The sequence below is a fragment of the Gilliamella sp. B14384G12 genome (genome assembly GCF_016101825.1).
In the GTDB taxonomy this organism is placed as follows: Bacteria; Pseudomonadota; Gammaproteobacteria; order Enterobacterales; family Orbaceae; genus Gilliamella; species Gilliamella apicola_N.
In genome coordinates this window covers 20,058-41,911 of sequence record NZ_JACFPU010000006.1, presented here as the reverse complement: position 1 = coordinate 41,911, position 21,854 = coordinate 20,058, and the positions used below count along the sequence as shown (strand labels likewise).

Annotated in this window: 15 protein-coding genes; 6 read left to right on the top strand and 9 right to left on the bottom strand. The window is 32.7% G+C overall.

Annotation, left to right across the window (positions count from 1 at the left end):
* Positions 1 to 39: 39 nt before the first annotated feature.
* The 6 genes from rpsB to miaB form a co-directional block, all read right to left on the bottom strand.
* Complete coding sequence (rpsB, locus tag H3S73_RS07755; RefSeq protein ID WP_065738129.1) at positions 40 to 777, bottom strand: 30S ribosomal protein S2; 738 nt, start codon at positions 775 to 777, stop codon at positions 40 to 42.
* A gap of 814 nt (positions 778 to 1,591) precedes the next feature.
* The gene (locus H3S73_RS07750) at positions 1,592 to 2,773 is read right to left on the bottom strand and encodes a serine hydrolase (RefSeq protein ID WP_198236310.1); all 1,182 of its coding nucleotides are present in this window, start codon (positions 2,771 to 2,773) and stop codon (positions 1,592 to 1,594) included.
* Between the two features lie 13 nt (positions 2,774 to 2,786).
* Entirely contained in the window at positions 2,787 to 3,893 is a 1,107-nt protein-coding gene (gene mrdB / locus H3S73_RS07745) for a peptidoglycan glycosyltransferase MrdB (protein ID WP_198227435.1), read from the bottom strand.
* Positions 3,894 to 3,895: 2 nt separating this feature from the next.
* Positions 3,896 to 5,833: a penicillin-binding protein 2 gene (gene mrdA, locus H3S73_RS07740; protein WP_198227480.1), complete on the bottom strand. Its 1,938-nt coding sequence runs from the start codon at positions 5,831 to 5,833 to the stop codon at positions 3,896 to 3,898.
* Positions 5,834 to 5,851: 18 nt separating this feature from the next.
* Complete coding sequence (locus H3S73_RS07735) at positions 5,852 to 6,871, bottom strand: PhoH family protein (RefSeq protein ID WP_232352956.1); 1,020 nt, start codon at positions 6,869 to 6,871, stop codon at positions 5,852 to 5,854.
* Positions 6,872 to 7,434: 563 nt separating this feature from the next.
* Entirely contained in the window at positions 7,435 to 8,862 is a 1,428-nt protein-coding gene (miaB, locus tag H3S73_RS07730; protein ID WP_086326513.1) for a tRNA (N6-isopentenyl adenosine(37)-C2)-methylthiotransferase MiaB, read from the bottom strand.
* A 559-nt stretch (positions 8,863 to 9,421) separates the two neighbouring features.
* On the opposite strand from miaB, the gene H3S73_RS07725 reads away from it, so the two are divergent.
* Positions 9,422 to 10,687 (top strand): N-acetylmuramoyl-L-alanine amidase, encoded by a 1,266-nt coding sequence (locus tag H3S73_RS07725; RefSeq protein WP_198227437.1) that lies wholly within the window; start codon positions 9,422 to 9,424, stop codon positions 10,685 to 10,687.
* A 45-nt stretch (positions 10,688 to 10,732) separates the two neighbouring features.
* Here H3S73_RS07725 and rsmG read toward each other — a convergent pair whose 3' ends face one another.
* Together rsmG and mnmG are read right to left on the bottom strand one after the other, a co-directional pair.
* A complete protein-coding gene (gene rsmG, locus H3S73_RS07720) occupies positions 10,733 to 11,332 on the bottom strand; it encodes a 16S rRNA (guanine(527)-N(7))-methyltransferase RsmG (RefSeq protein ID WP_198236309.1) in 600 nt (199 codons plus the stop codon).
* Positions 11,310 to 13,202, bottom strand: a complete 1,893-nt coding sequence (gene mnmG, locus H3S73_RS07715; protein ID WP_086326516.1) for a tRNA uridine-5-carboxymethylaminomethyl(34) synthesis enzyme MnmG — start codon at positions 13,200 to 13,202, stop codon at positions 11,310 to 11,312. The genes rsmG and mnmG overlap by 23 nt, the downstream gene beginning before the upstream one ends.
* Positions 13,203 to 14,152: 950 nt before the next feature.
* Between mnmG and hda the strand changes: the two genes are divergently transcribed.
* A complete protein-coding gene (hda, locus tag H3S73_RS07710) occupies positions 14,153 to 14,836 on the top strand; it encodes a DnaA inactivator Hda (protein ID WP_065738138.1) in 684 nt (227 codons plus the stop codon).
* A gap of 1 nt (position 14,837) precedes the next feature.
* Positions 14,838 to 15,617, top strand: coding sequence for a Cof-type HAD-IIB family hydrolase (locus tag H3S73_RS07705; protein ID WP_198236308.1), 780 nt, complete (start codon positions 14,838 to 14,840; stop codon positions 15,615 to 15,617).
* 73 nt (positions 15,618 to 15,690) lie between these two features.
* Here the strand turns inward: H3S73_RS07705 and H3S73_RS07700 are convergent, their stop codons facing one another.
* Complete coding sequence (locus H3S73_RS07700; RefSeq protein WP_198227443.1) at positions 15,691 to 17,193, bottom strand: MFS transporter; 1,503 nt, start codon at positions 17,191 to 17,193, stop codon at positions 15,691 to 15,693.
* Positions 17,194 to 17,480: 287 nt separating this feature from the next.
* On the opposite strand from H3S73_RS07700, the gene H3S73_RS07695 reads away from it, so the two are divergent.
* From H3S73_RS07695 to H3S73_RS07685, 3 genes are read left to right on the top strand one after another with little or no spacing between them, the layout of a single operon-like run.
* The gene (locus H3S73_RS07695) at positions 17,481 to 19,049 is read left to right on the top strand and encodes an oligogalacturonate-specific porin KdgM family protein (RefSeq protein WP_198236307.1); all 1,569 of its coding nucleotides are present in this window, start codon (positions 17,481 to 17,483) and stop codon (positions 19,047 to 19,049) included.
* Between the two features lie 48 nt (positions 19,050 to 19,097).
* Complete coding sequence (locus tag H3S73_RS07690; protein WP_198236306.1) at positions 19,098 to 20,663, top strand: SGNH/GDSL hydrolase family protein; 1,566 nt, start codon at positions 19,098 to 19,100, stop codon at positions 20,661 to 20,663.
* A gap of 20 nt (positions 20,664 to 20,683) precedes the next feature.
* On the top strand, positions 20,684 to 21,850 hold the full coding sequence (locus H3S73_RS07685; RefSeq protein ID WP_198236305.1) for a polysaccharide lyase family 1 protein: 1,167 nt from the start codon (positions 20,684 to 20,686) through the stop codon (positions 21,848 to 21,850).
* Positions 21,851 to 21,854: the final 4 nt, after the last annotated feature.

Genomic DNA, 21,854 nt, shown 5'->3' with positions numbered 1-21,854 from the left:
GTCGATATTTATTATCGACCCTGAAAATATTTGAGTTTATTACTCAGCTGCTGGAGCTTCTTCAACGAAGCTTTCTTCAGATACTGGAGATTGGTTTTGCTCACGACCAGAACGTACTGCTTCAGCTACTGCATTTGCATATAATTGAATTGCACGAATCGCATCATCATTACCAGGAACGATGTAATCAACACCATCAGGATCTGAGTTAGTATCAACAACAGCAATGACTGGAATACCTAAATTGTTAGCTTCTTTGATAGCGATATGTTCGTGGTCTGCACCAATAACAAAAATCACATCGGGTAAGCCACCCATATTTTTAATTCCACCCAAGCTATTTTCTAATTTAGCCATTTCACGAGCACGCATTAATGCTTCTTTTTTGGTTAATTTGTCAAATGTACCATCACTAGCTTGTGTTTCTAAATCTTTTAGACGTTTAATTGATTGACGTACTGTTTTCCAGTTAGTCAACATACCACCTAACCAACGGTGATTTACATAGTATTGCCCACAGCTTTCAGCCGCTTGTTTGATCGCTTCGCTAGCTGCGCGCTTTGTACCAACAAATAAAATTTTACCTTTACGAGCGGCAATCTTGTTTAATTCAGCTAATGCTTCGTTGAATAAAGGAACTGTTTTTTCAAGATTGATGATGTGAACTTTGTTACGAGCACCAAAAATAAATGGTTTCATTTTTGGGTTCCAATAACGAGTTTGGTGTCCAAAGTGTACACCCGCTTGTAACATATCGCGCATTGATACTGTAGTCATGATTTCCTCATTTTGACGTTGGGGTTATGCCTCCACATATCCGCTTTATCCGACCTATTTGTACTAAACAAAAGGCACCCCGGCAAAGAGTAATGATATGTGTGTGTTATAACGTTAATTAATAATTAAATTTAATGCCATTTGTTCGCATTAACTTTTCAAAAAGATAATGCAAAAAGTAGCGCGCGTTTTATACCACATTTAGGTAAATATTACTAGCTTTATTTAAAGCTAATGTTGATTAGATTACATTCTGGCTATCCACTTTCTATTTTTGTTGTTAATTTACCTTTTGAAAGGTTTGAAAATTAATTGTACAAAAAAGAATTTAGAAAGTTTTGTAAAAATTATTCAGGAGTCTATACCGTTTCAACTTTTATTTATGTTTTAAGTCAATATTAAAGAAAGTAAAGTGTTTATCTGCTATCAACTAAATTTAAAATAACATCGTAAAATATCAATAAGTTACCTATAAAAAGATATCTGATTACTAACCTAATAAATGAGTTTTAGAAAAATAATCATTCGAATATTAACAAGATATTTATCGTTCTTTCATTATAAGCTCAAAGACAACTAAACAGCTTGGTTATGGCTATCTATCCTAGTTAAGCTTATCCTATTACCTAGTGAGAAGATAATGGCAGGTAATTTATGTAACAGAAATCCAGTTGAATTTCGCTAGATAGGTTGAATTAAAGTAAGTGAGAAAAAGCAAGTATATATGAAAATAGATGATTAAAAATTTATAAAAATACAAATTAGCATCATAAAAAAGGGCTTTAATAAGCCCTTTTTTAAATAACAATCAGAATTAACTAAATAGTTTATTGAATTGAAGAGCGATCCAATCACAGATTGTGCCAAAAAAGCCGCTTTCTTGTACATCTTGTAAAGCAACTAGTGGTTGTTCATTAATTACCTTGTCATCTAATATAAATTGCATTTTACCAACACGGGTACCTTTAGTGATTGGCGCATAAATATAATTATCAATGGTATATTGTACTTGTACATCAGTAGCACGTCCTTTTGGTACAGAAACGTAAGCACCATCAATTGATCCTAATGAAATTTTATCTTGATCACCATACCAAATGGTTTGATTCACTAATGAACTATCTGCTTTAACAGGATTGGCCGTTTCGAAAAAACGGAATCCCCAAACTAATAATTTTTTACTCTCTTCTTCACGACCTTTAAAAGTACGACCACCTAATACCGCTGAGATTAAACGGGTATTTCCATCTACAGCAGAAGCCACTAAATTATAACCGGCTGCATTAGTATGCCCTGTTTTAATTCCATCAACATTTAATGTCGTATCCCAAAGTAAACCGTTACGATTTAATTGCGGTTTAGAGAGATTATAAGTAAATTCTTTTTCTTTATAGATGGCGTATTCATTGGGTAGATCACGAATTAATGCTTGCCCTAAAAACGCCATATCTTTGGCCGTTGTATATTGTCCTGGCGCATCAAGCCCATGTACGGTTTCAAAATGGGTATGCTCTAATCCAATTTTTTTAGCATATTCATTCATTAAATTAACAAAAGCACCTTGACTACCAGCAACATGTTCAGCCATGGCAATACAAGCATCATTACCAGATTGAATGATAATGCCTTTATTTAGATTATCGACTGAAACGGTTTTCCCCACTTCTAAAAACATGAGTGATGACCCTTTTAGTACAGGATTGCCCGTTGCCCAAGCATCTTTGCTTACAACAACCATATCATCATTTTTTATACGACCTGATTGTAATGCTTGACCAATAACGTAACTGGTCATCATTTTAGTTAAACTGGCTGGATCGCGTTGTTGTTCCGCATTATATTGCGCTAAAATTTCACCCGATTTGGCATCAATTAAAATATATGCCTCTGCATTTAGTTGTGGAATAGCAGGAATAGGAAAAGCCATTTCAGCTGACGCAGTTGAACAAATCGCGAGTGCTAAAAACGCGAAGGATAATTTAAATTTCTTTTTCATTATTTGAATTCCGTTAAATGTTTTTAGATAACATGTATCGATGTGTATGAATAGACATCATAATGCCAAAACTTGCCATTAAAACGACTAAAGAAGAGCCACCATAACTTATTAGCGGTAATGGTACACCAACTACTGGTAAGATGCCACTGACCATACCAATATTAATAAACACATACACAAAGAAGACTAAAATTAGCCCACCCGATAAGATTCTGCCAAAGGTTGTTTGAGCTTGTGAAGCAATAATCAATCCACGAATAATTAAACATAAAAATAGAATAAGTAGAACGATTGTGCCAACAAAACCAAATTCTTCTGCAATAACCGAAAAAATAAAATCGGTATGTCTTTCAGGTAAAAATTCTAATTGTGATTGAGTGCCACTAAGCCAACCTTTACCCCAGATCCCTCCCGAACCAATCGCTATTTTCGATTGGATGATATGATAACCAGCGCCACTAGGATCGAGTTCAGGATTAAATAACATTAAAACCCGAAGTCGCTGATAGTCATGCATTAAGAAAAACCACATAATCGGTAAAAAAGCAGCAATTAAAACAACAGCAACCAGAATAAAACGCCAATCGATTCCAGCTAAAAAAATAATAAAAATACCAGACATGACAATTAAAATAGCCGTACCTAAGTCAGGTTGCATCGCTACAAGTAAGGTAGGTACACCAATGATAGCCAATGTCTGTAAAGTTGTTTTTAGTGGTGGTGGGCAACCATCACGATGAATGAATTTTGCCACCATTAATGGCACGGCTATTTTGGCTATTTCTGAAGGTTGAAAGCGTAAAATCCCCAAATCTAACCAACGCTGTGCTCCTTTACTGGTATACCCAAAAATATCCACTAAGAGTAATATGATAATACAAATTACATACAGTGTTGGCGCCCATGTTTCATATGTTCTAGGTGAAAACTGCGCAAAGACAATCATCACAATAAAACCTAATACGATTTGGATGACGCGTTTTTCAATCATATTGATATCTTGGCCAGTTGCACTCCAAAGAATATAGAGGCTGTAACCAAGTAATAAAGTAATAAATAGAAAAAATAGCGGATCAATATGTATCTTTTGCCAAAAAGATTTTTTGATATTACTCATAATTAATCTTCAGTTCCTGTATTTGGTGATGATTCATCTAACTCGGTTGAATTATTACCAAGAAGGTAAAAATCTAAAATTTTACGCGCCACGGCACCGCCGTTTGAGCTTCCGCCGCCACCATTTTCTAAAACAATAGCCAAAGCAATTTTGGGTTTGTCATAAGGTGCATAGGCAACAAACAAGGCGTGGTCACGTAAATGTTCAGGAACATTTTGGGCATTGTAAACTTCATCTACTTTTAACCCATAAACTTGTGCAGTTCCCGATTTACCTGCTGCTTGATATTTGGCATCAGCATAAATTTTACGTGCCGTTCCTCTCGAACCAAACATAACACGATACATACCTTCTTTAGCAAGTGCCCAATAGCTTGGATTAACATCTGATAAACTATTATTTTCTAGATATTTTTCTGGATTAATTATCGGTTGCTGCTCATTGGAGTTTATAATGTCGCTCTTTTTATATAATAAAAAGTGTGGGGTATAGGTTTTACCATTGTTGATTAATATCGTTAATGCTTTTGCCATCTGTATTGGGGTTGCGGTCCAATAACCTTGACCAATACCAACAGGAATAGTATCTCCTTGTAGCCAAGATTTTTTATGGCGTTGTATTTTCCATTCTCGACTTGGCATGACAGCACGACTCTCTTCATTGGTTGAAATATCAATCCCCGTTCTTTCACCAAAGCCAAATTTAGTCATCCATGCATTTAAACGATCAATACCCATATCATAAGCAACCTGATAAAAATAGGTATCAACGGATTCTTCAATTGCTCTTAATACATCAACTTTCCCATGCCCCCATTTTAACCAATCTCGATAACGTCTTTCGGTTCCTGGTAATTGCCACCATCCGGGATCGTTTACTACGCTTTTTGATGTAACAACACCTTCGCTTAAAGCAGCAATGGCAATATAAGGTTTGACCGTTGAAGCAGGTGGGTATGAACCAAGTAATGCTCGGTTATAAAGAGGTTTATTAGGATCATTAAGTAATGCTTTATATTTATCACTCGATATTCCTCCTACAAATGGATTAGAATCGTAAGTAGGGCTTGAAACCAAGGCTAAAATTTCACCATTATTAGGATCAATGGCAACTACGGCAGCTTTACGACCTGCTAACAATTTTTCTATATAAAGTTGCAACTTAAGATTGATAGATAAATAGATATCCTCACCTGCTTGGGGTGGGAATTGATTAAGTTGACTTACGATTCGTCCTCGACTGTTAACCTCTACTTTTTCATAACCTGGGATGCCATGTAATACATCTTCATAATATTTTTCAATTCCCATTTTACCGATATTAAATGTAGCGACATAATTACTACTTTTGTTTTCCTCCTCTAAACGTTGTTTATCTTGGCTATTAATTTTCGAAATATAGCCAATAATATGAGTCAATGATGCTTCATATGGATAATAACGATGCTGTATCCCAACAATAGAAACATAAGGAAAGCGATGCTGATCAACAACAAAATGCGCTATCTGTTGTTGAGTTAAATTATCTTTTAATGGGACAGGACGATGCGCTTTATAATTTCGGCGTTCCTTTTGAAAATTTTCAATATCTTCATCAGTTAAATCAACAATGGCTTTTAACTGATTAAATTGTTCATTCAGATTTTTGATTTTATCAGGAATAATATTAAGTTGATAAGTGATATTGTTAATGGCTAATGGTGTACCATTACGATCATAAATCATACCACGACTAGGTGGAATAGGAATAATTTCAATACGATTATTATTAGATTTAGTACTGTAATAACTAAAATTAGCAATCTGAAGATCAGCTAAGTTAACAAGTAAAACTAATAATAATAAAATAATTACAATAAAAGCAAACAGTGCTCGCCGCAAAAACAAATTGGTTTCTGCCGAGTGATCACGAATATTGCCTTTCTTTTTGTTACTTGAGATAGGGATAGTAATACTCCTTTAAACACTTTTAGCAGCCTGCTGCTGTTCTTCTTCCCATTTTTGATAAGCATTAACAATTCTGGCAACGACTGGATGACGAACTACATCATCACTATTAAAAAAGTTGAAACTAATTTCGTCAACTTTACTTAATACTTCTATAGCATGACGTAAGCCAGACTTTTGATTGCGAGGGAGATCTATTTGAGTAACATCACCCGTTATTACCGCTTTGGAATTAAAACCGATACGGGTTAAAAACATCTTCATTTGCTCGATAGTCGTATTTTGACTTTCATCAAGAATAATGAAAGCATCATTAAGTGTGCGTCCACGCATATAAGCAAGTGGTGCAATTTCAATAATGCTTTTCTCAATGAGTTTTTCAACTTTTTCAAAACCGAGCATTTCAAATAAGGCATCATAAAGAGGTCGTAAGTAAGGATCAACTTTTTGACTTAGATCGCCAGGTAAAAAGCCAAGTTTTTCACCAGCTTCAACGGCCGGACGAGTTAATACAATTCGACGAACTTGTTGTTTTTCTAACGCATCAACAGCCGCAGCCACAGCTAAATAAGTTTTACCCGTTCCTGCAGGACCAATACCAAAAGTAATATCATAATCCAATATATGGGCAACATATTGTGCTTGATTAGGGGTTCTCGGTTTTATAACACCACGTTTAGTTTTTATCATAACCAATTTAACTGCTTGATTATGGATGTATATTTGTTGTAGATGTTCACTTATTTTTTGAAGTATACCTGACTCTTTTATGGCTAAATGAACCTGCTCAGATTCAATTTCTACAATTTTATTTTTGCTTATGGTATGCCTATAAAGAGACTGTAAAATATCCTCTGCAGCTTTAACGCAGGCAGCATTACCGATTATGGCAAATAGATTACCTCGATGATTAATTTCAATACCTAATCGACTTTCAAGTTGTTTAATATTGTCATTATAAGGACCACAAAGGCTATTAAGCCTATTATTATCGGCTGGTTCAAGTACAATTTCATGTGTAATAATATCCAAAGTTAAGTCCCTCTTAATAGTAATTTAATCACTAAGGCGCTATTCACATAAATAGCACTTTTCCACCCCTTTTAAACATCCATTTTTAACGGTTACAGCCAACAATATTGCCTAATATAATATTATTAAAGACTTTTTTTAGATTGCTGTTTATTAAACCTTGCACTTTTATTTTATTAACTAACATTATAATTGGCATTTCGCTTTTTTTATTCTTTTTCAATATAACATACTGTTTGTTGTTCAAATGTTAGCTACATATTATAGTACTTTTTCATTATAATCAGAATTACAGTGATTATATTTTATATGTTTTATTAATATTTCATAACTAAAAATAGGGATAAAAAAGGTAAAATATTTGGTTACTTTTATTTAAGTATATTGTTGTTCTCATCACCAATAATTTTTTCGTTGCACAGCTACTGGGATAATGACATTTCCGCTGTAATCATTAATTTTCTATCCAAAAGTCCACAATATAACAAACTAATTATTTTCCTTTCATCCCTATTTATATAATCATTTTTATATTAATAAGTTAATTAAATATCTACTTTTTACTATGGATGATAAATTCCCACCCCTAAATCATTTTCTTTACGAGTTCGAGATATCACAGACATTGGTGATTGACTCACTCGTAAATCCATTTCATCTTCGGTTCGAACCACTTTACCACGTAAAGAATTTGGATAAACATCGGTAATTTCAACATCAACAAATTTTCCAATCATATCAGGATAACCTTCAAAATTAACAATACGATTGTTTTCAGTTCTACCAGTTAATTCCATCAAATCTTTTTTAGATGGACCTTCAACTAAAATACGTTGTACTGTATTTAACATACGACGGCTAAATTGCATTGCTTGTTGATTAATACGTTCTTGAAGAATATACAGACGCTGTTTTTTCTCTTCTTCTGATACGTTATCTTCCATTTCTGCAGCAGGCGTACCTGGACGAGCAGAATAAACAAAACTATAACTTAAATCGAAATTAACATCAGCAATGAGTTTCATGGTTTGCTCAAAATCTTCTTGCGTTTCACCAGGAAAACCGACAATAAAATCCGAACTTATTTGAATATCAGGACGTACTTTACGTAATTTACGAATAATGGATTTGTATTCAATTGCCGTATGGGTTCGTTTCATTAAATTTAATACTCGATCAGAACCACTTTGTACTGGTAAATGTAAAAAATTAACCAGTTCAGGCGTATCACGGTATACATCAATAATGTCATCAGTAAATTCAATTGGATGGCTGGTGGTAAAACGAATACGATCAATACCATCAATGGCAGCCACTAAACGTAATAACTCAGCGAATGAACAAATATCACCATCAAAAGTTGGTCCACGATAAGCATTAACATTTTGACCCAGTAAATTTACTTCACGCACACCTTGTTCAGCCAGTTGTGCGATTTCATAAATAACATCATCACAAGGTCGACTTACTTCTTCACCACGAGTATAAGGTACCACGCAATAAGTACAATATTTGTTACATCCTTCCATAATGGAGACAAATGCTGTTGGACCTTCACTGCGAGGTTCAGGCAAACGGTCAAATTTTTCAATTTCTGGAAAACTAACATCAACAACATGCTGACCTTTACCACTACGAATTTGCTCTATCATCTCAGGTAAACGATGAAACGTTTGTGGTCCAAAAATAATATCGACAAAAGGGGCTCGTTTACGAATATGAGCACCCTCTTGAGAAGCCACGCAACCACCAACTCCAATAATAATATTAGGATTATGCTGTTTAAGATTTTTCCAACGTCCTAATTGGTGAAATACTTTTTCTTGGGCTTTTTCTCGAATAGAACAGGTATTAAGTAATAGAATATCTGCTTCTTCAGCATTTTCAGTCAATGTTAAACCATGGGTGGATTCAAGGAGATCAGCCATTTTGGTTGAGTCATACTCATTCATTTGGCATCCCCATGTTTTTATATGTAATTTTTTGCTCATCAATAACTCAGCTATAATTAATTGTTAAAATGAAAACGGGTTTAAATCCGCGATTTTAGCGCCTTATATTGTAATCCTTTGTGATTGTAGGGTCTATAATAAAATAAAAAACGGTAAAACAAGGTAATACTTTATATTTTTTAATAAAATTTACGGCTATATTGCAGATTATAAATTAACCCCAGTTAAAATTTTCATAATTTCGACAGAAACGCTAATATTTGGTTAACTATCTATTTCTGATTAATTCGATATATAGAAAAGAGATAACTAAAACAATGTTTAATTTAAAATACTAAGAGCAAATCACATAAAAATTAACTTCATGTTGAATTTAAAGCAGTTTTTTTGCATTATTATATTTATTAAAGTGAATCTATTAATAAAAAAATAATAATAAATTAATCATTTATTAAGAATAACAATTCTTCTAAAATAGCAAATATAGATAAATCTTCTATCAAAAAAGTAGGTGAAGATGATAATCATTCTTTTTAAAAAATAAATATTTTATGTTATTATTTGCGGTCAATTGTCTCAGTAAATAAATAGTTTAGATATGCCCAATACACACAGTCCAACAAAGCGCCTATTAATTAAAGGCATCATTGCGACATGTTTATTATCTGTCACTCGTGTTGGCTTTGCTGCTACATTAGCGAAAGTGGTTGCAGTACGTGTTTGGCCTTCATCAACCTATACAAGAATTACAATAGAGACCAATACGCGTCTAAAATATAAATATTCTTTACTAAATAACCCAATAAGACTAGCTATTGATATTAATGATATTAATTTAGATGCGACTTTAAAAAAGATATCATCAAAAGTGTTAAGTCACGATCCTTATATTAAATCGATAGATGTTGTTAAGCTAAATAACGAAACTGTAAGAATAATGGTCAATTTAAAACAGGATGTTAATCCAAATTCTTTTACACTTCCACCTATTGAAAAATATAAGAATCGTTTAGTTATCGATCTTTATCCATCCAAAGTAGCTTCAACTGAAGATGATGATCCTTTACTTGCTCTATTAGAAGAGTATAAAGATGGTGAGCTTATTAAAAAACAGTCTGAAATCAAAGTTGATAACAATAAAAAGAAACCACCACAGAAGAAAAACACACAAAATAAAACACCACCAGTAATAGTAGTACTTGATCCTGGTCATGGTGGTGAAGATCCGGGCGCTATTGGTTTGAAAAAAACACGAGAAAAAGATATCGTATTGCAAATAGCTCGACGCACTTATGATCTACTTAAGAAAGAACCCAATATAAAAGTCTATATGACTCGTAATGAAGATGTATTTATACCTTTAAATGTGCGAGTAGCGAAAGCTCGATCTTTACAAGCGGATCTTTTTATTTCGATTCATGCTGATGCCTTTGTTGATCGATCCGTAAAAGGATCAACTGTTTTTGCCCTATCTACTAAAGGAGCGAGTAGTTCAGCTGCAAGCTATCTAGCACAAACGCAAAATGAAGCCGACCAAATAGGTGGAGTAAGTCGCAGTGGCGATAAGTACTTAGATAACACTATTTTAGATTTAGTACAAAAAACTACGCTTAGCAATGGTGTAATTTTAGGTAGTTCAATTTTGAATCGCATGAAGAGTGTCAACAAATTACATAAACCATCAATTGAAAAAGCCGGTTTTGCAGTATTAAAAGCGCCTGATATTCCATCTGTTTTAGTTGAAACAGGCTTCATTAGTAATGCCGATGAAGAAAAGAAATTAAATACAGCTGCATTCCAGATCCAAATATCTACCGCTATTGTTAATGGTATTAAAGATTACCTGAAAAAACGTAAAAAATAAGTTTGTTAAGAAGTTTCAGGTAAACTATACGTTTGAGTAATAAAACTATTGAATAATAACTAAACTTCTCTCCGCATCTAATTGTGGAACGGTAAGTTTAATATGTTGTTTAAGTGTAAAACCGACAGGAATAGCATCAATATCACTGCCTTTTAGAGCATAAAAAGCGCCTTGTTGATTAGGCAGATGTTTACACCAACTAAGCATATCTTGCAAAGAAGCAAAAGCACGACTAATAACACCATCAAATTTTTTATCGGTATACTCTTCAATCCGGCTTTGCACTGGATTGATATTGGTAAGTTTTAATTCGAATTGTACCTGTTTTAAAAAACGAATACGTTTACCTAAACTATCAACCAGATCAAATTGCTTATCAGGATTAATAATGGCTAATGGGACACCTGGAAGTCCAGGACCTGTTCCCACATCTATAAAAGATTGACCCATTAAATAAGGCGACACAACTAAGCTATCCATAATATGTTTAATGAGCATCTCGTTTGGATCGCGCACCGCAGTTAAATTATAAGCCTTATTCCATTTATTAAGCATTTCAACATAGTTAACCAGCTGATCAATTTGTAGATCAGAGATCGAAAGATCCGTTTGATCAATAAGACTAGTGAGTTTCTTTTTTAACATAATTCTTCTTTTTTAAATAAACTAATAGCATTGAGATCGCTGCCGGCGTAATACCTGATATACGTGAAGCTTGTCCAATTGATACAGGTTTATGTTGCTTTAATTTGGCAACAACTTCGTTTGATAAACCTGAAATTTCCGCATAATCTATATGATCAGGAATAAGTGTTTCTTCATTACGTTTTTGGCGTTCAATCTCTTCTATCTGTAATTTGATATAGCCGTCATATTTGACCTGAATTTCAACTTGTTCAGCAGCTTGCTCATCAGACAGTCCAGGCGCAAAAAGTGACAGTGATTTTAAGGTTTGATAGCTCATTTCAGGACGTTTAAGCAGCTCTTCACCATTGGCTTCTTTGGTTAGATTAGCACTTAATACCGCATTTACTTCATCGATTGTTTCAATATGCGGGTGTACCCATATATCACGTAAACGCGCTCTTTCTTGCTCAATAGCTTCAAATTTTTCATTAAAACGTTGCCAACGATAATCATCAACCATACCTAATTTACGGCCAATTTCCGTTAAACGAATATCTGCATTATCTTCACGAAGCATTAAACGATATTCTGCGCGTGAAGTAAACATACGATAAGGTTCATTGGTACCAAGTGTACAAAGATCGTCAACTAATACTCCTAAATAAGCTTGATCACGCGTTGGATACCATTGATCTTGATCATAAACAAAGCGTGCGGCATTTAATCCTGCTAACATACCTTGAGCTGCGGCTTCTTCATAACCCGTAGTACCGTTGATCTGTCCTGCTAAAAACAATCCTTTGATCACTTTACTTTCAAGCGTTGGTTTGAGATCTCGAGGATCAAAATAATCATATTCGATCGCATACCCCGGTCTGACAATATTCGCATTCTCTAATCCTTTCATACTTCGAACAAAAGCAAGTTGAGTATCAAACGGTAAACTTGTTGAGATCCCATTTGGATAGATCTCATTACTGTCTAATCCTTCTGGTTCTAAATAGATCTGATGCGAATTACGATCCGCAAAACGCATAATTTTATCTTCTATTGATGGGCAATATCGTGGTCCAACCCCCTCAATAACGCCTGTATACATAGGGCTGCGATCCAAACTATTACGAATGATCTCGTGTGTCGTTTCATTGGTGCTAGTGATATAGCACGGGATCTGTCTAGGATGTTCACTTGCTTTACCTAAGAATGAAAATACCGGAACAGGATCATCACCATATTGTGTACCTAATTGTGAAAAATCAATTGTTCTGGCATCAATTCTTGGTGGAGTACCAGTTTTTAAACGTCCCATTCTAAATGGATATTGATGCAATGCTTTAGATAGACCTATAGCAGCAGGATCGCCTGTTCGTCCACCACTATAATTATCAAGTCCTATATGGATCTTACCGTCTAAAAACGTACCTGTGGTTAATACTACGGCTTTTGCTTTAAAAGAAACACCCATTTGAGTGACAACACCTGTGATCTGATCGTTTTCAATGATCACATCTTCAACTGATTGTTGAAATAACATCAAATTTTCTTGGTTTTCAAGTGTCGTTCTAATTACCTTTCGATATAAAGATCGATCTGCTTGGGCGCGTGTTGCTCTTACAGCTGGTCCTTTACTGCTGTTTAATATTCGAAATTGGATCCCTGCTAGATCAATAGCATGTGCCATTAATCCTCCCATAGCATCAATTTCTTTTACCAAATGACCTTTACCTATACCACCGATGGCTGGATTACAAGACATTTGTCCTAATGTATTGATATTATGGGTTAAAAGTAGTGTTTTCCGCCCCATTCTTGCTGATGCCATAGCGGCTTCGGTTCCAGCATGTCCACCACCAACGATAATGACATCAAAAAGATCTGGATAAAACATAAAAAAGCCTCGTTTGTTATTTTATATATAGGTGATCAATTTTTTTGATCAAGTGATTTGGTTTTATTTAGCGTAAGGAATTTTACTCATCTTTTTTGTTACGTCAAATGATCTATTTTGATCGCGATCTAAATTAAATAAGATCTTTTATATGATCTTTTTATTTTTATTACTATTAGTGTGGATCCTTTATGTTGATAACTTTTATTTCTAATTATTTTATAAGATCTTATTGAAGAATAAACTCTGTTAATTGATCGGATCTTTTCCTGTTTAAGATTGTTGATAAATATATTACTTATCCACAACAAATTTATTTTTTTAGGTTGTTAATATGCTTATCACAGCTTATGATCCGGTTTTACCACAGAGTTATCCACAAAAAATAAGTTTGTTTGCTTAATTTTTAGCTTTTTATTGAGTTATTTTTACACTTGGTAATATGATCTATTTTTATAATATTGATTCAGGGATCAAATTAATAAGAGGATCTTTGAAAATATTTTTAAATTTTTAACTTAACGGAACTACTTTTAGATCAGAAAATATAGCTCAGGTTAATTCAATGATTTTATGATATATTAAAGTTCGTTTATAATAATATATAACAGTATTTGTGCTTAAATTATTTATTATAAAAAAACAAAATTAGCGTGATGAAAATTGTGTAATGATATTTGAACGACTCAAAGTATTTTTATGTAATTGAACATAAGTTATTTTGTTCTTGATAAATAATAATAATGTGATTAATTTCATACCAATACAAATTGTATATTTAATTATTTGAAGTTATAACTTAGAAAGTTTACAAAGTATTTTGTTGCTTTAAAATTAAATATTTTATAGACATTTATAGGATCTTATTTACTTTTCCATAAAAGGGATTGATTTTTATAAAAGCAAATTTATACTTAATACGATTCGTTTTTTTATTGTGAGGTTTCTTTATTACTCTTTCACAGCTACCTTTACCTTTTTCATTACCTAATAATGAAACTTTTGATAGTTTTTATGTAGGTGATAATCAATTATTGTTTGATTCTTTGCAAACCTTATTGGGTAAAGAGAGTTTTAATGCCTTTTATATATGGTCAGCAACGGTTTCTGGCCGTACTCATCTATTACATGCATCAAGTCAAAATAAGTTAGCCAGTTATATTCCTTTAAAACAGTATTATCATTTAGTACCAGAAATTTTACAGGGATTAGATAATTATGATTTAGTATGTTTAGATGATATTGATGCTATAGCGGGCCATAGGGATTGGGAAGAGGCTATTTTCGATTTATTTAATCGATTAACAGAAAAGAACATTACTAAGTTATTAATTACTGCAAGTGCTCCACCTAAACAGATCTCTTTTATCTTACCAGATTTGGTTTCTAGATTGTCTTGGGGGCAAGTTTATCAATTAAAAGAATTAAGTGATGATGATAAACTTAAAGCTTTACAGCTAAGAGCTCAATTAAGTGGGTTTGAATTATCAACAGAAGTTGGGTTATTTTTATTAAAACGTGTAAATCGCGATATGCGAACCTTATTTTCGTTATTAGAGAAATTTGAGGTAGCAACATTAGCTCAACAACGTAAGTTAACTATTCCTTTTATTAAAAATATCTTGGATTTGTAATATGACTAAAAAACCTGAAGCTATCGTATTTTTTGACTTAGATGGTACTTTATTTAATAGCAATATAGATCTATTGCCGAGTTCTTATGATGCAATAAAAAAACTTAAGAAAAATAATATGATACCTATGATTGCAACAGGAAGAACTCCGCTTGAAGTTGTTAATTTGATGAAAGAAACCAACATAGACTCGATTATAGGGATGAATGGACAAGTTGTTGTTTATGAAAAAGAGGTGATATTTACCAATAATATTGATAAAAACGTTATCACTCGGTTATATGAATTTTCTAGAGAAAAGAAAAATATTCCTTTGTCTTTTTATAATTACAAAACAATGCGAATTAGTGAAAATAGTCAATCAGCACAAAAATTTTATCACTATTTAAAACAAGATGTTCCTCCTGTTGATGATGAAATCTATTTAAAAGAACCTATTCAGATGTTGCTATTACTTTGTGAACAAGGTGAATCGGCTTATCGTCAGTTGTTTCCTGAACTCACTTTTATTCGTAATACTCCTTATTGTGTTGATGTCTTTAATCATGGTGGTTCAAAAGGCAGAGGTATTAAGGAACTTTTAAAAATGAAAGGGTTTGATGATGTGCCAACTTATGCCTTTGGTGATGGTATGAATGATTTAGAAATGTTTCTTACTGTTGATCATCCAATCGCTATGGGAAATGCGGTTGATGGGTTAAAAGACCAAGCTGAATATATAACAGATACCAATAATAATGATGGTATTGCTAAAGCATTAGAAAAATTTGGTTTAATCTAGAATATAAAAAAAATCATCTAATTGGTTAGATTAGATGATTTATAATTGATTATATTATTATTATTTATTTTTATTAGTGTTGTTTAAAACCAACGTTATTGTTACCAAAACAGTTATCATAATCAAAACCAGTTAACTCTTTAACTAAGCTTCTTATTTCTGGTGTTGCATCTTCTTTTTTACCACCATTTTTCAATCTATCAAGCTCTTGAATAATAAGTGCATGAGTTGATTTGTCTAATTTCATACGATATGTGAAGAAAATACCTAATAATGCCATTCCACACACACCTATGACTAATACTAAGTTAATTGCAGTAATTGCACTTTGTGGTTGAACTGCATCTACACCAGATACAAAACCAGAGTATTTCAATACAATACCTAAGACAAAGACAATTGTTGCACGCATTAATTTACCCGCCATGGTCATTGCTCCAGCATAAATACCTTCACGGCGCCTGCCTGTTAGTACTTCATCGATATCTGCTAAGAATGTGTATACGCTCCAAGGAATATAATAGACACCGCCTGTTCCTAAACCGAACCAAATAGTAATACCAATAACAATCCAAGTAACATGAGGCATGTTAAGGTAGTAGACACCGATATAACCGACTACTGAAGAAATTACGATTAATATAGCAATGACAAATGGTCTTTTAAATCCGCGTTTTACACACCAAGCCATAAAGAAAGCGGTTGAAATTAATTGGCAAATACTACTTAAACTGTTCATTTGCGAAACAAAAGTTCTTGGTTGACCTAAGTTAAATACAACGAAATAAGTAAACGTTGCAGCAAATAACCATTCTGCACCAAAGCCAAATAGATACATACCTAAGTGGTTTCTAAAGGTTTTTAAACGGAAAGTTGAAAAGACATCTGAAAATAATTTAACAATGCTTTCTCCAAGACCAGAAGTTGTTTCATCTTCAATTTCATCAACTGATTTTTCCCAACTGTTTAAGTAAAGTAAAATGAGTGCAATTGCCATGATAGATGCGTAAGTTATACCCGTTAATAAAAATGGTAATGGAGAGTCTTTTCCATCAAATAAATAGAAAAATACGCCAGGGATAGCCGCGGCTAAGAAGTTAGCAACTTTACCAAACATTGCTTTTGAACCCGCTAAATAAGTACGTTGATCAAAGTTTTTAGTCATCTCTACTGGTAACGTATTATAGGGGATCATAATCATGGTATAGATGAATTCAAATAAAATATAGGTCGTTAAGTAGTACCAGAAATTCATTCCATCAAGCCAAAGTAATGGGTAAATAATCATACATGGAATGGCAAATAAGATAAAAAATCGACGACGCCCAAATCGACGCCCAAGCTTAGTATGGTTAAAATTGTCAGTAATAAATCCCATTAATGGATTTAAAATCACATCTAAATAAGTCGCAATTGAAAAAATTAACGTTGCTTGAAATGCCGAAAGTCCACAAAAGGTTGTATAAAAGTATAATAACCAAGCAGCACTAATTGCTAATGCACCACTTCCTATTAAATTACCACTACCATACGAAAATCGAGTTAGTAAGGTTATTTTTTTCTGATTATAAGCCATAAATCTATTTTCCTTAACAATTATGAAATACTGTTTTAAAAATATTATTAAAATAATATTTAATTTATACAAGTTTATTCCAAATTTTTTTTTAGAAATGTGATTTTGGTAACAATTTATTTAATGTGAAAATTACTATATGCGTAGTATTAAAAACTAACATTATAAATATCATGTTTTTATTATTTTTTTAGAACTGTTTTTTTAAATTGTGATCTTATTAACAGAAAATATTAATAAAATATTAAAAAATATAAAACAGCATTTTAAAAAATAGGAAAACAATAATGAGTAATTATAAATTAAAAAAAATACCGCTTTTAATGTTTCTATCTACCTTTCCTATCTGTAGCTTTGCTGGTTCTGGTCAAACCGTTTTTCAATATGAACATAACTGGAAATCAATGGATAGAATTCATGGAGACACTATTAAACTAATACATAAAACAGATAGTAATTGGCAATATGAATTCAAATTTGGTGTTACTGAAGGTGGAGGAAACAAACGTGATGTTTTATATGATGATATGCATGGTGGATCAGGTGGTGTTGTTATTCAAAAAAATATCACTCTTGATAATGGATGGGGATCGATAATTCCAGCATTAGAATTAGGATTTAGTAAAGATTTAGTTCTATATCAGCCGGGTTTAAAATACAGTTATAAATTTAATAGCGATTGGTCAAGCAGTATACGTTATCGCTATGAATGGAAAAAAATATCCCAAGCTGAACGCTACAAAACAGCAAAAGTATCTGGCCAGCAAGTTAAATATAAAGCCACAAGTAATAGTGGTAGACACCGCTTTGATTGGGCATTGAACTATTCTGGATTTAAAGCATTCAATCTTGCTTATACTTTTAATTATTACCTTGGTGATTTTACTAATAATTCTTATAAATTTACTAAAGGGGCATTTGATAAAAATAAATATATCGCTTATAACAACAAAAAAAATGATTATGAACAAGAATTTAAAATAACCTACAATTATTCAAAATTATTTCGTCCTTACTTTTCTATTTCTGATGTATCAAAAAATAAAACAACCGATACAAGGCAAGCTAAGTTTAAAGTTGGTTTCAATTATGCTTTTGGTCAATCAAATAGTAAAGATTCCGATTTTTCCTACAAAACCTATTTTAAATATGCACACCATTATGGTTTAAGTTCTCATTATCATGGCGATAGTTTTGGTTTATACGCAGATTTTAATAAAAAAGGCTATATCGGCCTTAGTGTAAATACCTATAACCAAATAAAAAATAGAATTTTATTTGATGATCTTGTTTCAAGTCATTATCAAATCTATGGCGGTTACAACTTCTATTTAGCTGATCAATGGGTTGTAACACCAAATATTGAAGTTAGATTCTATTCTGGCGGTGGTTATAAAGCGAAAAGTGTCGAAAACTTACCTCATTATCAGTTGGGTGATGTAAGTGATTCACAACGCCCAGGTGTTCGATATTCTCCAGCATTAAAATTGACTTGGTTACAAAGCGATGATGTATCGTTTTATAGTCAATATCGTTTTGAATATCGTAAAGTTTCAAGAAGCAAACGCGAAGATAGTGTTCAAGGTTATGTCGATAATCGGTCACGTAATCGCTTTGATGTTGGAACGGATATTAACCTATCTCCTGATTGGAACATTGGTTATCGCTTTTCATACTTAAAAGGGAACTATGTATTACAAAATGATAAACGACATGATTATCAGCAAGAGTTAGATATAAATTGGCAAGTAACGAAAGCTTGGCAAGTGAATTTTGCTGCAGAAGATGTGGCTAAAAGTGTTCATTCTGACTCAAGGGAAACTAAATTAGCCCTAGGATTATCATATTTATTCTAATTTTAGTGAATTAATAAAAAGTTAGGAAAAACAGTTAGTGGTGAAAAGATGATGAAGAAAACCTTTTTTGGACTTTTATTAGTTGGCGTTTCAATTAATCAAGTATCAGCAAATACAATCATACAAGGTTATGCTTATGCAAATAAACCCATAGACGCATCCGTGATTATTCGTGATGCTAATAATAAAGTTTTACAAACAACCACCAACAATGATGGGTTTTATCGGCAAGATGTATCAAATCTTACACCACCACTGATTGTTTTTACGAACAAAAATTCGCTAGAACGTAAAGTAAATGGTGATCAATTTTGTAATGGTAATTGTCTGTTTTCATATGTATATACATTACAACAAGATAAAAAAAATACGGTTAATATTAATCCGTTAACTGATTATTTAACCAGTGAGCTGGCTAAACAAGTTAATCTTATTGGTCCTGAAAAATTTGTTGATAATCCGTTACCTTCTCTTGTGGAAGATGATTTATTAAAGAAAACGTATAATAAATTTCATCTATTATTTGATAAAGCATTGCTTCAAGTAGGTATTAAGGATAACTCTTTTGATCCAATTACGACGAATAGTCCAAAAATAAAAGATTTACTTGATGTTATGTTATTTAATCGAGGATATCATTCAGCAACAGGTCAAATAAGTGAAACGGTATTGCTTGATATGCGTTTTAAACCTATAAGCCAAGATTCACCTTTTGATTATCAACAATCTGTTAAACAAAAAAAAGAAAATATAAACGCAAAAAAACGCATTTTCATTTTGGGAGATTCAACAGCCTCTAATTACGATAAAAAAGTTTATCCAAGAATGGGGTGGGGACAAGTTTTTGATCAGTTCATCAATGATAAAGCAGATACCATTGTCATTAATGGTGCGCAATCTGGTCGTTCAAGCCGTAGCTTTAAAACAGAAGGTTGGTTTCACTTGATGAAGCCTTTTATGAAAAAAGGCGATTATATGATCATTGCTTTTGGACATAATGATGAAAAATGTGATAGTAGTAATCCGAAACGAGGTAAAGTGGATGTTGCTAATTTGTGTACTTACCCTAATGACGATAACAATCAAAAACAACATCCATTAAAACAAGAGAGTATGTCATTTCAATCTTCTCTGGAAGATTACCTTGCTGTGGCAAAAGAGTTAAAAATGACACCTATTTTAATGACGCCAGTTACTCGTTTTAAAGATAAAAATAATAAAATTGCTTATCAAAATCAGAGTAACGATCCTGTTAGTCATATGCATTATACCGCCAATAAACCCGGTTTTGCTTATTGGGGGGATTATTCCAATACCATTAAACATACCGCTAAAGTCAATCAAGTAACTTTAATTGATTTAGAATCATTAAGTATTGACTTTGCTAATCAACATAAAGATGACTGGCAGTCTTACTGGTTAGTTATTGATCCTAATGATCCTAAATACCCCTACTATAAAAATCAAACTTCTGGCGTGATTAGTAACCCTGATGCTACCCATTTTCAAGAAAAAGGTGCACAAGCGATAGCTAAAATTATCGCGACAGCTATCAACAACGATCCTCAGTTAAAACAAGATTTGGTTGTTGATCTTAATAAAATTCATCAATAAAAATTAAGGTATCAATTAAAATGAAAAAACTACTTATCGCTGTGTTAATTCCATTAGCAATTAACTCATATAGCTTTAACAGTTACGCATTATCACCCGCACCAATAAAAGTTAAACAGGCACTTGATGTTGCACCTGACAATGGCTTTGGCGGATTCAATTCCGCAACAAAGCGTGGAACAATAGGTGGTTCTAAAGCGAAAAAAGAGATGATCTTTCTGGTGAATAATAAGAAAGATCTTCTTGAGGCTATTAAGATCAATAAAAATCAGCCACGGATTATTCAAATTTCAGGAGTGATTGATGTTAGTGAAAATAAACCTTATAAAAATTTTGAAGATCAAAAATCACGTTCCCTGATCAAAATTCCTAGTAATACGACATTAATTGGTGTGGGTGAAGATGCGGGTTTTATCAATGGCTCAATTATTTTATCTAATGTAGAGAATATCATTATTCGTAATTTAAAAATTGAAGCACCAATTGACGTTGAACCAAAATTTGAAGAGGGTGATGGTTGGAATGCTGAATGGGACGGCATTAATATTATTTCTTCAAGTTATGTTTGGGTGGATCATGTCACTTTTACTGACGGTAAATTTACTGATGATATGTATCAGGAAAAAGATGGCTGGAAATATGTACAACATGATGGTTTATTAGATATTAAACGCGGTAGCGATTTGATTACTATTTCTTATTGTTTATTTGAAAATCATGATAAAACCATGTTAATTGGGCACAGCGATAAAAATGCAGAACAAGATGAAAATAAATTAAATATCACTCTTCATCATAATGTTTTTTCTGATATTACTCAGCGAGCTCCACGAGTTAGGTTTGGCAAAATCCACATGTATAACAACCTTTTTAAAGGGGCAGTTAATAAATCAAAAACAATCTATCCTTACCAATATTCAATTGGTCTAGGCTATAGAGGTAGTGTTATTTCTGAAAATAACCAATTTATGATTGATGGTTTGAAAGATCATTGCAAAGTAGCTAAACAATTTAAAGGTAATAATCTTGTAGATAAAAAATCTTTATTTAATGAATCTAAATTGAAATTATCTTCTTGTGATTTTGATGATAATTTGAATTGGTCTGTGCCTTATCAATATAACTTGGATGATATCAAACAGTTTAGCAATAACTACAATCAATTAGTTGGTAATGGAAAGCTTTAAAATT